The following is a 15,433-nucleotide window of genomic DNA, read 5'->3' on the forward strand; positions in this document are numbered from 1 at the left end:
CAGATCGGATATGACCATGAAAAGAACGGCATTTTTTATCTCTGATGGCACAGGCCTGACGGCGGAAGCTCTGGGCCATGCCCTGCTGGCCCAGTTTGAAAAAATCGAGTTTGAACGAGTAACGGTGCCCTACATCGATGATGAAGAAAAAGCCCGGGATCTCGTCGATCGCATCAACAAAGCCGCTGACACCGACGGGGACCGCCCTTTGGTATTCGACACCATCGTTAATGGCAGCATCCGGGAGATCATCAGCCAGGCCGACGGATTCATGGTAGACATCTTCGGCACATTTCTCAGCCCGCTGGAACAGGAGCTGAACTCTTCGTCGTCCTATTCCGTCGGCAAGTCCCACTCCATCAACAATGCGGGTAGCTACGAGCGCCGGATTCACGCCGTCAACTTCGCACTGGACAACGATGATGGCGCCCGCACCCGGCATTATGACGAAGCCGACCTGATTCTGATTGGTGCATCCCGCAGCGGAAAAACCCCAACCTGCCTCTATCTGGCTCTTCAGTATGGAATCAAGGCAGCCAACTACCCGATTACCGAAGAAGACCTTGACGATCAGAAAATGCCCGCGGCCCTCCGGCCCCACAAAGAAAAACTGTTCGGCCTGACCATTGAACCGGAACGCCTCGCAACCATCCGCAATGAGCGTCGGCCGAATTCCCGTTATTCATCGATGCAGCAATGCATGCACGAGATTGAAGAAATTGAACTGATGTACAAACGGGAACGCATTCCCTACCTGAACACGACTGCGTATTCGGTTGAGGAAATCTCGACGAGGATCATGGTAACCACGGGCCTGAAAAGGAACCGCTGAGGAAAACCAACGGGGCAGAGAGCCTGAAACCCTCTGCCCTGCCAGTCAAAGCTCCTGAATGGCCATGCCGAGGCCTTGCACAACCCCTCGGTTGTCGGGACTCGTCACAACGGCCACGTTGGCCTTATCCTGCGTCAGCCAGGTACTGGCCACGCGCCGCAACTCGTCCAGAGTCACGCCCAGAACCCGCTCGCGGAAGCGGGCCCGCTGCTCTGCCGTGCGCCCAAACAGCTTGTTGTGGTAGGCATGGCGAGCCGCGCCTGACGGTGAGCGGGGCCGGTCCAGTTGCCCGATCACGCCAAGAATCGCTTCTTCTAACGCCTGGTGATCGTGCGTTTCGGTGTCCAGCCAGATCAACGCGGCATCGAAATCGTCCAGAGTTTCCGCAAGCCGGGGGTCGCGGTACGAGAAGAACCGGAAAACGCCATTGACGCTGTCCTGGCCTGCGCCACCGCCATACGCCCCGCCCTTCTCACGAATGGCCCGGTGCAGATAGCCATTACGAAGGAAACCGCCCAATACCGTCAATGCAGCCGCATCCGGGTGGTCTACAGCGACTGTCGGATATGCCTTGGCGCAGAAATTCACCTGCGTCGACGTCAGCCAGGCTTCCTGGGTGCGATAGTCGACAGGCTCCATGGCCCACTTCTCTTCACCTTTCACATCAGCATCCGCCCAGCGGGACACCAGCTCATCCCGCATGGGCGAAAGCTGCTCTTCTTCACCGATCAGAAGAAACCGTCGGCTCTGCCCACGAATCCGGCGGTGCAACGCCTCCAGCCTGCCGCAGAACGCCGACAGGCCAGCCTCTTCCTTCAATTGCTGGTCCAGCTCCTTGGTTCCGCGGATTCCAGCAAGCCCCCCCAAACGATATGACAACCAGGCTCCTGAACTCAGCCCCTGGGCCGCAGCCCCCATGGCGAGAGCGTGGCCACTGCCAGTTACCGCCTGTTCCCGGCGTGCGCGGATCTGAGCAATGATTTCGCGAATGCGCTCTTTCTCATCAAAGCGAACCCCGTCGTAGACATCTTTCAGCAAACGGGTCAGCGCTTCACCATTCCGGGCCAGTGCCTTGCCGCTGAATATCAGATAGCCAGACATCGCTTGCACATCATCAATCTGGCCTTTGGCACTGAATGAGGCCCCGATGCCCCCCGATTCCGCGGAAATACGATCCTGCATCTGCAGGTAGTCCAGCTCTCCGCAACCCACTTCGGAAATCAAAGCGGTGTAGTAAGGTAGCAGCAACAATTCCTCCTGCGACAGCGCAGGCAACGGCACTATAATCTGTTGATACACCAGCCCATTGGTGCCGCGCGAATAGAGAGTTGCCCCGATGTCTGCATCGTCACGACCTTCCGGTTCCGGCATTTGCAGGGGAACATCGGCCAGACCAACCTTGGGCAGAATGGAATCATCATCCTTTCGCATCTGGCGCTCTTCCAGCTCCCGGGCACGCTGTACGATCCCGGTAACCTCATCCTCAGACAAGGCCGCCTTTCGCTGGGCCAGGGCTTCCCTGATGCTTGCCTGGCGCCGGCTCTCAAGTTTTTCATCTGGCCTCAAGGTCAGCGTTACCCGGTGGGGGTTATCCAGCAACTTCCGACGGATCAGGCCCGGCACATAGTCCGGATCTTTGATTTTCTCCCGGAGACTCACCAGCACTGGCTCCAGATCCAGAAGCTCAACCGGATCGCCGCCATGAACCATGGGCGCAATGGCACTCATGATCAATTGCAACCCATAAGGGAACTGGTCTCCCGCTATCTCCCGCTGATGCAGCTCCAGCTGATGCAGGATCGCTTCCAGACGCTCCTGGCTCACACCGTGCTCAACCACACCCTGAAGGGTAGACTCAATCAGTTGCTCCAGCGCTTCCCGGCAATCAGGCTCGCTGCCTTCAATACCGCAGACAAACGTCATTTCCCGGTTGGAATCCTCAAGCCCACACATGGGCGACGGTGCATGCCCCAGCTCTGTGGTCTCCAGCGCCCTCATCAAAGGAGAAGCACTGTTCTCCAGCAACACCGCAGACAACAGTTGCCCCTCAAGATTTTCCTGAAGATCAAAACTGTGGCCCAGCAACCACCCCATCACAATATGGGTCTTACTCTCAGTACCCTCACCGTCGTTAACCGCGTATCCCTGCTCCACACGCACCGGAGCAAACATCCGCTTTTCATCTTTGACCGGCAACTCGATATCCAGCCGATCAAACCGGCTGAGCGCAAGTTCCTCGAACTTCTCATGGTGCTCCCGCGCAGGAATGTTGCCATAGGTTGCAAAAATGGCGTTACTCGGGTGGTAGTGATGACGATAAAATTTCACCAGATCGTCATAACTCAGATCGACAATGTGATCCGGTTCACCACCGCTGTTGTAATGGTACGTGGTCGTCGGGAACAGATGGCTGGTCAGGTTCTGCCAAAGCTGAGAGGTCGGCGCGCTCATGGCCCCTTTCATCTCGTTGTAGACCACCCCACGGTAGACGAGGTCGCTGGCGGGGTCATCCGGTTTCTCGAATTCCAGCCGATGGCCTTCCTGTGCAAAATCCAGCGGGTCCAGCTTGGAGAAGAAAACGGAATCCAGATACACCGACAACAGGTTGTCAAAATCCTTCCGGTTCATGCTGGCAAAGGGATAGGCCGTCCAGTCACTGCTGGTAAACGCATTCATGAAAGTATTCAGGGACCGGCGGATCATCATGAAAAACGGGTCACGCACAGGATAACGTTCGCTGCCACAAAGCGCGGTATGCTCCAGAATATGAGCAACCCCCGTAGAATCCATGGGGAACGTGCGGAGCGCGACAAAGAAAACGTTTTCGTCGTTATCGGCCGCCAGGTGAAGATGGCGGGCACCGGTTTTTTTGTGGCGGTATTCCTCCACCTCCAGGTTCAGGGTACCAATCCGGTGACTGCGAAGTTTCTCGAAAGCCGGATGGATTGCGTTGTCAGTCACTGCAGCCATTAAAAAATCCTGTGTCTAGAACGATTGGAGAATTACAGGGTAACACGTAGTATCGGATACTATGCACGGAACAGACTCAACAAGGTAGCCTGCCAATTCATGACAGACAGAAGCCCCGAGAAAACGCACATCGATGCCCCGGAAGTTGCCGCCTGGTGGGCGGAACGACGCGATTATCTGGAGCGAATCCGGAAAGTGCCCGACCTTCGACAGAGATTCTGGCGGGAAGTTGCCATTTACCTCCTGCGCAGGGTGCTGTGGTCCTACGGTTTTTTCCCAGTGTTTATCGCCTTCTGGCTACCCTTCGTGTTGGCCAGTTTTAACCCGGTGGTCATGGCGGGTGACCTGATACCAATGCTGCAGAGTTTTGTGGACTCCAACCCGGAAGAACAGGCTACAACCCTGAGCACCCTGTTGATTGCCTGGCTTTCAATCGGCTCCTTCTTTCTGGTCTTCGATTTTGTCTTGACGCCCTTCCGGTCGCCTTACCAATACGAAGCCGACGTCTACATGAAGTCCTGGGAACAACTCAACCATGACCAGCTTCCGGATAAAGTGTGATACGACCGGCATTCTGATCAAGTCCAGACACTTTCTGTTACATAACATTGCAGACAGTGGTTAAGATGACCCAATAACAAAGCATCCGGAACGTTTGGATCAAGAGGTTTTGTCATGGTCGATTTCAGGCCACTGCTGTTTATTAACGCACTTGCCCTCATGTTGCTGGTGACCGCAGGTTTTGCATCAATTCGCCAGGATCTGACCAGCCCCCAGGTGGCCGCTCCGGCTCTGGCGCAACCACTCAAGACGTCTCCTGAAACCGAACACTCGCCGACGTCGGAAAAACTGATGGACCAATCTCTGGTACCCACAACAGAACTCTCCGACACCGGGCCGACAGCGGCCAGGCCGGCAATCGCAATCGAAACAGCGGCGCCCTCTGCACTCAGCGAACCCGATGAGCCGGTCACCAGCCCCCCGGCCCCCCGGCCAGAACCCGCCCCCCCTGAGCCACCCACAACCGGCACTCTGGTACTACGCTCCAACGTTGTGGATGACCGGGTAACCATCAATGGCCAGCAATACGGTGCAACCCGGCTTGCTCTGCAGCTTGAACCAGGTCGCTATGACGTCCTGATTGAAAAAACCGGGCACCGACCCTGGAGCCAGTCCGTCGCGCTTCAGGCTGGTGACGAATTGACGCTTGTGGGCAAACTGGACGCCTACACCCGTGTGAGCTACAACAATGGCGAGTGGCGCGGAGGAATAAAAACCGGTAACGGCACCTGGCAAGACGACACCGGCCTGCGCTACGAAGGCGAGTTTGTTGAGGGTGAGTTTGAGGGTCACGGCACCGCCTGGTATCCGGATGGTGGCCGATATGAGGGAGACTGGAAACAGGGCTCGCGCCATGGCGAAGGCCTCTGGCGATCACCCGACAGCACCACCTACACAGGCCAGTTCCAGCATGATCAGTTTCAGGGCAAAGGCACGCTGACTCTGCCCGAGGGCGACATCCTGACAGGTTCCTGGGACCAGGGCAGACTGAATGGCCACGGGTCACTGACCACCGCCGACGGCATGCTTTATGTCGGCGGGTTCCGAAACGGTGAGTTTCATGGTCAGGGCGCCCTGACCTACCCCGACGGCCGATCTTACGAAGGCGAATTTTCCAACGGCGAGTTTCACGGCAAGGGCTCTGAAGTATTTGCCGACGGCAAGAAGTACGACGGGCAATACATGGAAGGCCGATTCCATGGCAAAGGATTTCTGCGCAACCCCAATGGCAGCGCCATTGAGGCCACTTTTCGCTACGGCGAGCCTTATGGACAGGTTCGCCTGACCACAGCAGCAGGAGAAGTGTTCACGGCCCGTACCACAGAGCCCGGCGTCTGTTACCGGGAGAAAAGCTATCGGGCGACCCAGTGCCCGAATCTGGAAGGCTGGTAATCACCGGGGCGGTAGCACCCACGCGTTTGATGTAACAGGTTGAGGGAATGACATGGCGATCAAAAATGCTCTGCTGGTGGACGATTCAAAAGTCGCCCGGTTTGCACTTAGCAAACTGCTTGAGAGTCGGGAAATGGAAGTCACTATGGCGGGCTCTGCCGAAGAAGCACTAGACTTCCTGCGTAATCATGGTCGGCCGGATGTGATTTTCATGGATCACCTGATGCCCGGAATGAATGGCGTGGAAGCGACAAAAGCCATCAAGAGCAACCCGGACACCGCCGACATTCCGATCATCATGTGCACGTCCAAGAAATCATCCTCCTTCATGGATGAGGCTCGTAACTTTGGTGTTTACAACATCCTGACGAAGCCGCCCCACAACGAAGGGCTCAGCCTGATGCTGGAACAACTGGCCACCGACGTGGAACAGGGTACGGTGCCGGAGGTCCCGCTGGAAATGAACGGCCACGAGGCGTCAGAACCGGAGGACGAGCCCATGACTCTGCCGGAAGACGCATCCGTGGAGCTGTCCCCCAGAGCGGATCAGGGCCCGAATGGCGTAGCCAACCCCAATGTCGTGCCTCTGACCAGCGACCTGATCGAGCAGATCGCCCGCTCTGCCGTAAAAACTCACATCAACAACCGGCTGCACGAACTGCTCAGTTCGCTTTTTGACGAGCAATTCGATCACCTTAAACGCGCCCTTGAGGAAACACGAAGCAAACAGGAATCTGCCATTGAAGAACGGCTGGAATCGCTTGCCGGGCTGGTCGATGAACGCACTCGCAGCCTCCGGGATGAAGTGGCCGCTGAGGTCAACCTGAGCCTGGCCCGCGAACTCGCGGCCCTGAAAAAAGAGCTGTCCAGGAATGCCGGCTTCACCCCCGAACACATGTCCGAGCTGAAAGACCACATCACCAGCGTACAGACCATCGACACCGAATTCTGGCAGACACTGCAATCCGAGGCCATTCAGCAGGCCCACGAGATCTCCCGCGAGACTGCGGAAGATATCGCCCAACGCACCATCGACCTGTACGTCTCTCAGCAACGCTCGGCAAATTCCCGCGTTTATGCCGTCGGACTGGCCATCAGCCTGGGCATCTTCAGCGTTGGCATCGCCTGGCTATCCGGCCTGTTCGGCTAAACGGCGGACCGCGCTTTCCCAGTCCTCAGGGGTGTCAATGTCCTGGTGCACGCCAGCAATATCAACTGGCCGCGCACCCGAGCGATTCAGAACCAGGCCAGCCCCCACATCTCCCCTGAGGGCCAGAACCTCCGGCCAGACATGCCGGGGGAGCCATGCGGGCACACCAACACGACGACCATAACAGGCTGCCCAGGGAATCCCGGGGCTCTGCCGGGCACGACGCGCCAGCCGCTCAAGACCGCCTTCCGCCAACATAGGCTGATCAGCCAGCAACACAAACACGCCAAGGGCCTCACCCGGCATACGCCTGATACCCGCGATCAAAGAGCTTGAAAGCCCTTCAGACCAGCGAGCATTGTAGAGCCAGCGCGAGGGTGAACAGTGGCAACGGTAGCGAATCAACGGATACCCCGCACCAGCCACAACCCAGGTATTTGAAGAGAGCAGGCGGGCCTGAGAGACCGCATGACTCAGCAGCGAGCCGCCACCGGGCAGCGGCAGCAATTGTTTGAAGCGCCCCATGCGGGCAGCCTGGCCAGCCGCCAGGACCAATGCCGGAAACTGCGGATCCTTCCTGATACCATTCGTGTTTATGATGCGCCCCCAGAAACTGCTGAATGCAGCGATTTTTGCTAGAATTCCGCCATCATGCAACCTCACCACGCCGGACATCCCATGAACCATCTCTTTGTCGACAACCTGACCGTCATTGACTTCGCCTATCTGGACCCCTCCCGTGGGCTGGTAGGTGAAAGCTGGATTGCCGACGTCGTTCTCGGAGGTGAGTTGGACGACCAGGGCATGGTGTTCGACTTCAGCAACGTCAAACGCACCATCAAACGGGTGATCGACGAACGGGTTGATCACCGGCTGGTGATTCCTCGCGGCTATGAAGGTCTGCAGTGGAGTGAGGACACACCCGACACGTTCCGCTGGGCACTGACGGGCGGGGGGCATATTGAGCACACCTCTCCCGACGAAGCCGTTGTCTGGCTTTCGTCGGACCGGGTCGTGCCGTCAGCCGTCGCCAGCCTTCTAGAAAAAGAATTGAAGGCTGTCCTGCCCGGCAACGTTACCTCCGTTGACATCCTCCTGCGGGAGGAAGTGATTGAAGGCCCTTACTATCATTACGTTCACGGCCTGAAGAAACATCTGGGTAACTGCCAGCGCATCGCCCATGGCCACCGGTCTCCTATCCGCATCGATCGCAACGGTCATCGCGACGCGGATCTGGAGAGACGGTGGGCCAAGCAATGGCAGGACATCTACGTTGGCACAGAGGAAGACGTCGTGCGCCGGCATGTTGGTGACGACGGGATTGCCTACATTACCTTTGAGTATGAAGCCAATCAGGGGGAGTTCGCCCTTACACTGCCGCAAAAACACGTTTACATGATGGAAACCGATACCACGGTAGAGCTGATTGCGGCCCATATCGCTGACAAGCTGAAAGCCGAGTGTCCGGAGGACAGAATCCAGGTAAAAGCCTACGAAGGCGTTGGCAAAGGCGCAATCGCCGTCAGAGCCTGATCACTCATGGGCCCCTGGCGAGATCAGGGGCCCAAAGCCAGCTCTCCAAGAACATCAGACACAAAAAAACCGCCCGAAGGCGGTTTTTTTGATGGCTATCCGGTGGACTAAACCGTCAAGCCTAATTGGCGTCCCCTAGGGGGTTCGAACCCCTGTTGCCGCCGTGAAAGGGCGGAGTCCTAGGCCACTAGACGAAGGGGACTAGAAATTGGTGGAGCCAAGCGGGATCGAACCGCTGACCTCAACACTGCCAGTGTTGCGCTCTCCCAGCTGAGCTATGGCCCCTCAACGGCTGCGTATATTAAGGATCCGCCCCCGGGGCGTCAACCGTTAATTTCCACTTTTTTTCATTTTTCTGAACATCCCTGTCCGGCGCGTTTATTTCTTGACCAAACCGCTCATCAAATATCCAGAGCAGCGTATTCCTTCTCTACTTTCTTGGTTTCCTTCTTGGAAAAGCCACCCATCACGTCAAGCGCATGGCGCAATCGGGAGCGGGTCATGTCAGGCCCCAGCAAAGCCATGGAATCCATCACCGACCAGGAGTTCGGCGTACCGGCAATGGCCACGAAGATCGAGAACATGAAATCCCCCATCTTCAGGTCCATCGCCTTGGCCAGAGCCTTGATGTCCGCAAAAATGGTTTCCTTGCTCCAGTGGCGCTGCGCCTCCAGTCTCCATAGGGCAAACTGCAGCACCCGCTTGATCTGACCTTCATCCAACTTGTTATGAGCAAAATCTTCCGGCGTCAGGTTTAACAGACCACTGAACATGAACTGGGCCATTGGCGCCACATCCGAGAATACGTCCGCCCTGCCCTTGATGTGAGGAACTAAAGCTTTCAGGGCGTCTTCGTTAAACCACCAGTTCTGCATGCGCGCCATGAACTGCTCATCGGTCAGCTCTTCCCGGATCCACTGGCCGTTCAACCAACGAAGCTTTTCAACATCGAACACCGGCCCACCAAGAGAAACACGCTGAATGTCGAAGTTTTCGATCATTTCATCCAGGGAGAACTTCTCACGCTCGTCCGGCATCGACCATCCCATACGACCCAGATAGTTGGTCACAGCCTCCGGCATGAACCCCATGCGCTCGTAGAAGTTGATGCTGGTCGGATTTTTACGCTTGGACAACTTGCTCTTATCCGGGTTACGCAGCAGCGGCAAATGGCACAGCTCCGGCATGTCCCAGCCAAAGTACTGGTACAGGAGTTTGTGCTTGGGTGCCGAGTTAATCCACTCTTCACCACGCAAGACATGGGTAATCCCCATCAGGTGGTCATCCACCACGTTCGCCAGATGATAAGTCGGCATCCCGTCTGACTTGAGCAGGATCTGGCAATCCACCTGCGCCCAGTCAATCTCGATGGTGCCCCGAAGCATGTCCTGAATCTCACACACACCCTGGTCTGGCACCTTCATCCGAATGACGTAGGACTCCCCTGCATCCAGACGGCGCTTTACTTCCTCTTCCGGCAACTCCAGGTCGCCCTTGATGCCAGGGTTCAGCCCCTGAGCCTTCCGCTCTTCACGAATCGCATCGAGCGCTTCCGGCGTCCGGAAACAATAAAACGCGTGGCCAGCGGTCACCAGGTCTTCAGCGTACTGGGCATACATATGCTTACGCTCTGACTGGCGGTAAGGGCCATGGGGGCCGCCCACATCAGGGCCCTCGTCCCAATTGAGACCAAGCCAGCGCAAGGCCGTAAGAATGTCATGTTCAGATTCTGCGGTACTGCGCGCCTGGTCTGTATCTTCGATGCGGAGAATGAACTGGCCGCCGTGCTGACGTGCAAAACACAGGTTAAACAAGGCCACGTAGGCGGTACCAACGTGAGGGTCACCCGTGGGCGACGGAGCAATTCGAGTGCGTACTGTCATGAAACCATCCTGAAAATATGTGGCCGATGTGTAAGAGGCGCATTATAGCGGCCCTCCTGAGGTTTCGCATGGCCCGCTTTTGCATTTCCGGCACCAAAAGTTATATTATAACGTTTCAAGAAAACCACAGATTCTGGAACCCACATGCCGTATAAAAGCCTCCCCATTGCCATCGCCCTCACCGCCCTTACCTGGACGGTTCCGGCTTCTGCCACGGACATCGTAACCTCAATAAAACCCCTGGAACTTCTGGTGAAAGCCGTTGCTGGCGAAAGTGTCAGCGTGTCGACTCTGATCCCACCCGGCTCCAGCCCACATAACTACAGCATGAAACCGTCTCAGCGCCAGGCACTGGCGCAGGCAGACGTCATTTTTTGGGTAGGCCCGGATATGGAGACGTTTCTGGGACGTCTGTTAAAGGGAAAGGAGTTTCACGAAAAATCCGTTGCCTTCCTGGACTCCGATGACTTGGATACAACGGAGGAGGATCATGCTGATCACGGTCATCAGCATGAAGAGCATGACCACCACGATCACACCGAAAACCTGAACCTGCACGAGCACGACCACGGAGAAGGTGAAGACCCGCACATCTGGGTCGATCCGATGCTCGCGCTGAAAATGGCAACCGATATCCGCCAGGCGCTGGCCCGCTTCGACAGTCTGAATCAGAGCGAACTGGATGCCAACCTGGCTCGTTTCGAAGCCGACCTGCGAGCCAGCGAACAGAGCATCAGAGCCAGTTTTTCAGGGCTGGCCAACGTCAGCCTGTTCGCCTACCACGATGCCTTCACCCGGTATGCCGAACACTACGGTCTATCCCTCGAGGGGACCCTGACCCTCAATCCGGAACTTTCCCCGGGGGCCAGACACATCGCGAATGTGCAGAACAAGTTGCAAGCCGCCACGCACCCCTGCCTGCTGACAGAGCCTCAGTTTAACCGGCAGTGGTGGCGCTCAATCACCGAGGGAATAGACGTGACGTTCAGCACCTGGGACCCGCTGGCAACTGAGATCGCATCTACACCATCCGGTTACGTGGAGTTTCAGCAATCGGTGGCAGAGGCTGTCCTGGCCTGCTTACCAGAGCAGGCTCAGCATCAGGGGAATTGACACCATCGCCAACAGGGTTTGCCCGCTGATGATACCCGCCATCAGCGGCGCATCCCCCCCAAGCTGGCGCGCCAGAATGTACGCCGATGTGGCCGTTGGCAGAGCCGCTAACAGGACAACCACCTGCACCAGCAGCCCCTCCAAACCAAGCATCCAGGCCAGAGCGGCCGCCAGTAGCGGGAAAACCAGAAGTTTCAGCGCAGAAGACACCAGAAAAGGCCCCGAGCTTCCCCGCAAGGCACTGAGCTGCAGCCCAGCACCCACGGTCATCAGCCCCATCGGCAACGCCAGATTACTCAGTGGCTCCAGAATCCCCGCCAACAATGGATGAAAACCTATCTGGAAGTAGCTCCATAAAACCCCGATCACCGACCCGACAATCAAAGGGTTGGTCACAATCGCCCGGAACACCCCGGCCAGGTTGATCCGCCCACGCTCCGCAACCAGGGAGAACATCAGAATACAAAGCAGGTTCAGCAGAGGCACCATAATGGCCACGGCAATCGCGGTCAGAGACAACCCCTCATCCCCCAACAGCATCCCGCCAGCGGCAAGCCCGACGTACGAGTTGAAGCGGATGCCGCCCTGGTACACGGAAGAGAACACAGGCCCGGACCACTTCCAGAACCATTGTGCAATCGTAAGAACCAGGGTCATGGCCACCAGCATCGTGATGATAAGCAAAGCGGTGTCGCCGTAGGCCGATGGTGGCAATCGTGCCTGCCCCAACTTGAAGACCAGCATGGCAGGAAACAGCACGTAATAGGTAAAACGCTCGGCCCTTGGCCAGAAATCCCCACCGGGGAAGTCTGCCCGGCGCAATCCGTGGCCCAGAATGATCAGTACAAATACCGGTATCAGAGCCTGAACAACTACTGGCATCGCGATCTCCCACTCGCCCCTATGGAAACACCTATTGCCGCAACGGCAACAAGCGACGGACACTAGCACATATCTTCGACAAGTTCGCAGTTGCCATTTTCTGCGTCCGAGGGTAGATTCAGAACTTCATCAACTTTAAAGGCGACGTGCAGTTACCGTGAACATCCTCTGTTCAGGCAATTACACAAATTTTCTGGCACTGCGGTCTTCCTCCAGGAACACCGGCAGGGCTGCTATCCGCCTCTGATTCCGCTGAATCCAACCTTTTCCCCATCCGGATTCAGCGCTTAACAACAATCCAATATCCTTATTATCTCCCGGAGATTCTTATGGCTGATTTACCATCCATAATCGTTGCAGAAGAAGATTATAACCGCCTCAGCACCCTGATTGAGCGGGTAGCAGGCCAGTCCGATGTGGCCGATGGCCTGGAGGAAGAACTGAGCCGGGCAGACCTGAAACCCCTGGCAGAGATGCCAGAGGGCGTTGTCACCATGAACTCACGGGTACGCTTCCTGAACGAGGATAGCGGAGCGGAAAATGAAGTGGCTCTGGTTTACCCTCATGAAGTGGATGGAGCCGATCACAAAGTGTCCATTCTGGCACCGGCCGGTGCTGCCATGCTGGGGCTGAGCATCGGCAGCAGCATCGAGTGGCCCATGAGAGGGCGCAAGCCGATTCACCTGAAAATAATCGGCGTTACCCGAAACGCATAAGCACTTTCCTTTACAAATATCAGCACTTGATATTTCTCCAAAGGCAGAACGGCCTCCGGTGATAGGCTTTTAAAAAGCCAAGTTCATTGTCAGGAGGCCGTATGGCAGAACAGTATCGGGAAGACTGGGACCCCAGAGACGCCAGCGTTCAAAAGAATCAGACCCGGGCCTACGATGCCATGCGCAACACCTGCCCGGTTGCCTGGAGCGAATACCAGCAATGGACGCTGTTCCGTCACGCCGATGTCATGACCGTGCTGGAGGATCACCACACCTTCAGCAATGTCGTATCAGCTCACCTTTCCGTCCCCAACGGCATGGACCCTCCGGATCACACCCCTTACCGTAAGGTCATTGAGCCCTATTTTGCGCCGGAGCGAATGATTCAGTTCGAGCCCCAGTGCCGGCACCTGGCCAGAACGTTAATTTCGACACTCAACACCGGAGAGCCGATTGATGTCGTCAGCACCCTGAGCCGCCCTTTTGCCCTGCAGGTTCAATGCGACTTCATGGGCTGGCCTGAGTGCCTGCATCACCCTCTCGCGGAGTGGGTCTCAAAGAACCACAAAGCAACGCTGGCAGGAAATCGCTCGGCGATGGGCAACGTGGCGGCCGAATTCGATGGCTACATTCGTGATCTCCTGAACGTCCGTCGCCGCGCAGGCACACAGGCGCCTGACGATGTCACGACGCAGCTGATGCGCGAAAAGGTGAACGGCACGTCCATGACGGATGACGAGCTGGTCAGTCTGCTGCGAAACTGGACCGTAGGGGAACTAGCGACCATCTCCGCCAGCATCTCCATTCTCGCCCACTATCTGGCTCATCACCCGGCCCTGCTGAAGGACCTGAAAGCCGCCCCGGATCAACTGCCGAACGCCATTGATGAAATCTTGCGAATGGATGCACCGCTGATCTCCAACCGGCGCTTAGCCACCAGAGAGACGGAGATCGGCGGCAAGACCATCCCGGCAGGTGCAAAAATCACCCTTCTCTGGGCTTCCGCCAACCGGGATGAGGCTACTTTCGGTGATCCGGACAGATTTTGCCCACAGGAGAATGCGCCAAAGAACCTTCTCTATGGTGCAGGAATTCATGTCTGTCCGGGTGCACCGCTGGCGCGAATGGAACTGAACGTCTTTATGGAAGAGTTATTGAAACAGGTAAATATGATAGACATGGTGGAAGGCCATCCGCCAGAGCGAGCCTCGTTCCCAACGGGCGGATTTAACCATCTTCCGCTCGTGTGCCACTAAACACCTTACAAAAAAGCCGCACCGGAGATTTCCCGTGCGGCCTCGTTTATTCGCCGGCTCAGTCTTCGATAAACACCAGGCTGTCTTCAGAACCAGCAGCCTCCAGACACCCCAGCGGCTGCAACTCCAGGCCATGTTCACGAGCCACTGCCTCAAACGTCTCCCGGTTCTCTGCAGCAACACAGACCATGAGACCGCCACTGGTCTGAGGATCGCAGAACAACAGCTTATCGGCGCCGGACATACCAGAAATGGCGTTACCGAAAGCCGCCGCATTGCGATGGGTTCCGCCAGGAATACAGTCCGCGTCAATATAGGGTTTAAGGTTAGGCAGCACCGGCACAGCCCGACGGCTGACCCGGGCCTGAAGGCCACTGCCCCGGCAGATTTCCAGCAGATGCCCCGCCAGACCGAAACCGGTCACGTCGGTCATCGCATTGACACCCTCCACCTCAGCAAAGGCTTCACCCACCTTATTCAAAGTGGCCATGCTCTCCACAGCCACCGCCAGGTCTTCAGGCGTCACCTTACCCTTTTTGGAAGCACTGGTCAGGATTCCCACCCCCAGCGGCTTGGTCAGATACAGCAGATCACCGGCTTTGGCCGTATCGTTACGAACGATACGATCCACGGCAACCTGCCCGGTAACCGCCAGGCCGAAAATCGGCTCAGGTGAGTCGATACTGTGCCCCCCGGCCAGTGCAATGCCCGCCTCGGCACAGACTGCACGACCGCCATCAATCACCCGGGCCGCAATCTCCGGTTCCAGTTCATTGACTGGCCACCCCAGAATCGCAATGGCCATCACCGGCTTACCGCCCATGGCATAGACATCACTGATCGCATTGGTGGCCGCAATTCGGCCGAAATCGAACGGATCATCCACCACCGGCATAAAGAAATCTGTAGTACTGATAACCCCCAGACCATTCCCCACGTCGGCAACAGCAGCATCATCGCGGCTGCTGTTGCCCACCAACAAGCGGGGATCATGGAATTCCGGAGCATCGGTATGAAGGATGCGATCCAATACATCCGGAGCGATTTTGCAGCCACATCCGGCACCATGGCTGAACTGAGTCAATTTGATGGACAAGGTCTGTTCCTTCTGTGTTACAGCCTGCAAGGGTCTATCAGGCTCATCT

13 protein-coding genes and 2 tRNA genes are annotated in these 15,433 nt (G+C 56.9%); 8 read left to right on the plus strand and 7 right to left on the minus strand.

Features of this window, described 5'->3' with window-relative positions; genetic code table 11:
• The first annotated feature begins 16 nt into the window (after positions 1-16).
• The gene (gene ppsR / locus K325_RS0109010; RefSeq protein WP_029653938.1) at positions 17-832 is read left to right on the plus strand and encodes a posphoenolpyruvate synthetase regulatory kinase/phosphorylase PpsR; all 816 of its coding nucleotides are present in this window, start codon (positions 17-19) and stop codon (positions 830-832) included.
• Between the two features lie 45 nt (positions 833-877).
• On the opposite strand, the gene K325_RS0109015 is transcribed toward ppsR, so the two are convergent.
• Positions 878-3,802 (minus strand): insulinase family protein, encoded by a 2,925-nt coding sequence (locus tag K325_RS0109015; RefSeq protein WP_029653939.1) that lies wholly within the window; start codon positions 3,800-3,802, stop codon positions 878-880.
• A gap of 99 nt (positions 3,803-3,901) precedes the next feature.
• On the opposite strand from K325_RS0109015, the gene K325_RS0109020 reads away from it, so the two are divergent.
• The 3 genes from K325_RS0109020 to K325_RS0109030 all read left to right on the plus strand — a co-directional run bounded on the left by K325_RS0109020 (position 3,902) and on the right by K325_RS0109030 (position 6,905).
• Positions 3,902-4,363: a hypothetical protein gene (locus K325_RS0109020; RefSeq protein ID WP_029653940.1), complete on the plus strand. Its 462-nt coding sequence runs from the start codon at positions 3,902-3,904 to the stop codon at positions 4,361-4,363.
• Between the two features lie 114 nt (positions 4,364-4,477).
• Entirely contained in the window at positions 4,478-5,755 is a 1,278-nt protein-coding gene (locus tag K325_RS0109025) for a PEGA domain-containing protein (protein WP_029653941.1), read from the plus strand.
• Positions 5,756-5,807: 52 nt separating this feature from the next.
• Positions 5,808-6,905, plus strand: coding sequence for a response regulator (locus tag K325_RS0109030; RefSeq protein ID WP_029653942.1), 1,098 nt, complete (start codon positions 5,808-5,810; stop codon positions 6,903-6,905).
• Here the strand turns inward: K325_RS0109030 and K325_RS0109035 are convergent.
• Entirely contained in the window at positions 6,885-7,571 is a 687-nt protein-coding gene (locus tag K325_RS0109035; protein ID WP_169441773.1) for a nucleotidyltransferase family protein, read from the minus strand. The genes K325_RS0109030 and K325_RS0109035 overlap by 21 nt on opposite strands.
• 12 nt (positions 7,572-7,583) lie before the next feature.
• On the opposite strand from K325_RS0109035, the gene K325_RS0109040 reads away from it, so the two are divergent.
• Positions 7,584-8,438 carry a 6-carboxytetrahydropterin synthase gene (locus K325_RS0109040; RefSeq protein WP_029653944.1) on the plus strand — a complete coding sequence of 285 codons (855 nt, stop codon included), beginning with the start codon at positions 7,584-7,586 and terminating at the stop codon, positions 8,436-8,438.
• A 126-nt stretch (positions 8,439-8,564) separates the two neighbouring features.
• Here the strand turns inward: K325_RS0109040 and K325_RS0109045 are convergent.
• From K325_RS0109045 to gltX, 3 genes are all read right to left on the minus strand, one after another.
• Positions 8,565-8,640 (minus strand) — tRNA-Glu (locus tag K325_RS0109045).
• A 7-nt stretch (positions 8,641-8,647) separates the two neighbouring features.
• A tRNA-Ala gene (locus K325_RS0109050) sits at positions 8,648-8,723 on the minus strand.
• A gap of 116 nt (positions 8,724-8,839) precedes the next feature.
• Positions 8,840-10,321: a glutamate--tRNA ligase gene (gene gltX / locus K325_RS0109055; protein ID WP_029653945.1), complete on the minus strand. Its 1,482-nt coding sequence runs from the start codon at positions 10,319-10,321 to the stop codon at positions 8,840-8,842.
• 144 nt (positions 10,322-10,465) lie between these two features.
• Between gltX and K325_RS0109060 the strand changes: the two genes are divergently transcribed.
• Entirely contained in the window at positions 10,466-11,434 is a 969-nt protein-coding gene (locus K325_RS0109060; RefSeq protein WP_029653946.1) for a zinc ABC transporter substrate-binding protein, read from the plus strand.
• Here K325_RS0109060 and K325_RS0109065 read toward each other — a convergent pair.
• Positions 11,402-12,316 carry an AEC family transporter gene (locus K325_RS0109065; protein WP_029653947.1) on the minus strand — a complete coding sequence of 305 codons (915 nt, stop codon included), beginning with the start codon at positions 12,314-12,316 and terminating at the stop codon, positions 11,402-11,404. The genes K325_RS0109060 and K325_RS0109065 overlap by 33 nt on opposite strands.
• Before the next feature lie 329 nt (positions 12,317-12,645).
• Here K325_RS0109065 and rnk point away from each other — a divergent pair, with 329 nt between their 5' ends.
• Both rnk and K325_RS0109075 read left to right on the plus strand, forming a co-directional pair.
• Positions 12,646-13,032: a nucleoside diphosphate kinase regulator gene (rnk, locus tag K325_RS0109070; RefSeq protein WP_029653948.1), complete on the plus strand. Its 387-nt coding sequence runs from the start codon at positions 12,646-12,648 to the stop codon at positions 13,030-13,032.
• A gap of 101 nt (positions 13,033-13,133) precedes the next feature.
• Positions 13,134-14,288 (plus strand): cytochrome P450, encoded by a 1,155-nt coding sequence (locus K325_RS0109075; protein WP_029653949.1) that lies wholly within the window; start codon positions 13,134-13,136, stop codon positions 14,286-14,288.
• 58 nt (positions 14,289-14,346) lie between these two features.
• On the opposite strand, the gene selD is transcribed toward K325_RS0109075, so the two are convergent.
• Positions 14,347-15,384, minus strand: a complete 1,038-nt coding sequence (gene selD, locus K325_RS0109080; RefSeq protein WP_036193227.1) for a selenide, water dikinase SelD — start codon at positions 15,382-15,384, stop codon at positions 14,347-14,349.
• Between the last annotated feature and the right edge of the window lie 49 nt (positions 15,385-15,433).

Origin of the sequence: Marinobacter daepoensis DSM 16072 (genome assembly GCF_000421165.1) — a bacterium.
In the GTDB taxonomy this organism is placed as follows: Bacteria; Pseudomonadota; Gammaproteobacteria; order Pseudomonadales; family Oleiphilaceae; genus Marinobacter; species Marinobacter daepoensis.

What these genes read in the sequence shown, in the direction of transcription:
- K325_RS0109075 (WP_029653949.1), top strand. Translation starts at nt 13,134, where the DNA reads ATGGCAGAACAGTATCGGGAAGACTGGGACCCCAGAGACGCCAGCGTT.
- ppsR (WP_029653938.1), top strand. Translation starts at nt 17, where the DNA reads ATGAAAAGAACGGCATTTTTTATCTCTGATGGCACAGGCCTGACGGCG.
- gltX (WP_029653945.1), bottom strand. Translation starts at nt 10,321, where the DNA reads ATGACAGTACGCACTCGAATTGCTCCGTCGCCCACGGGTGACCCTCAC.
- K325_RS0109060 (WP_029653946.1), top strand. Translation starts at nt 10,466, where the DNA reads ATGCCGTATAAAAGCCTCCCCATTGCCATCGCCCTCACCGCCCTTACC.
- K325_RS0109065 (WP_029653947.1), bottom strand. Translation starts at nt 12,316, where the DNA reads ATGCCAGTAGTTGTTCAGGCTCTGATACCGGTATTTGTACTGATCATT.
- K325_RS0109015 (WP_029653939.1), bottom strand. Translation starts at nt 3,802, where the DNA reads ATGGCTGCAGTGACTGACAACGCAATCCATCCGGCTTTCGAGAAACTT.
- K325_RS0109025 (WP_029653941.1), top strand. Translation starts at nt 4,478, where the DNA reads ATGGTCGATTTCAGGCCACTGCTGTTTATTAACGCACTTGCCCTCATG.
- K325_RS0109020 (WP_029653940.1), top strand. Translation starts at nt 3,902, where the DNA reads ATGACAGACAGAAGCCCCGAGAAAACGCACATCGATGCCCCGGAAGTT.
- K325_RS0109030 (WP_029653942.1), top strand. Translation starts at nt 5,808, where the DNA reads ATGGCGATCAAAAATGCTCTGCTGGTGGACGATTCAAAAGTCGCCCGG.
- rnk (WP_029653948.1), top strand. Translation starts at nt 12,646, where the DNA reads ATGGCTGATTTACCATCCATAATCGTTGCAGAAGAAGATTATAACCGC.
- K325_RS0109040 (WP_029653944.1), top strand. Translation starts at nt 7,584, where the DNA reads ATGAACCATCTCTTTGTCGACAACCTGACCGTCATTGACTTCGCCTAT.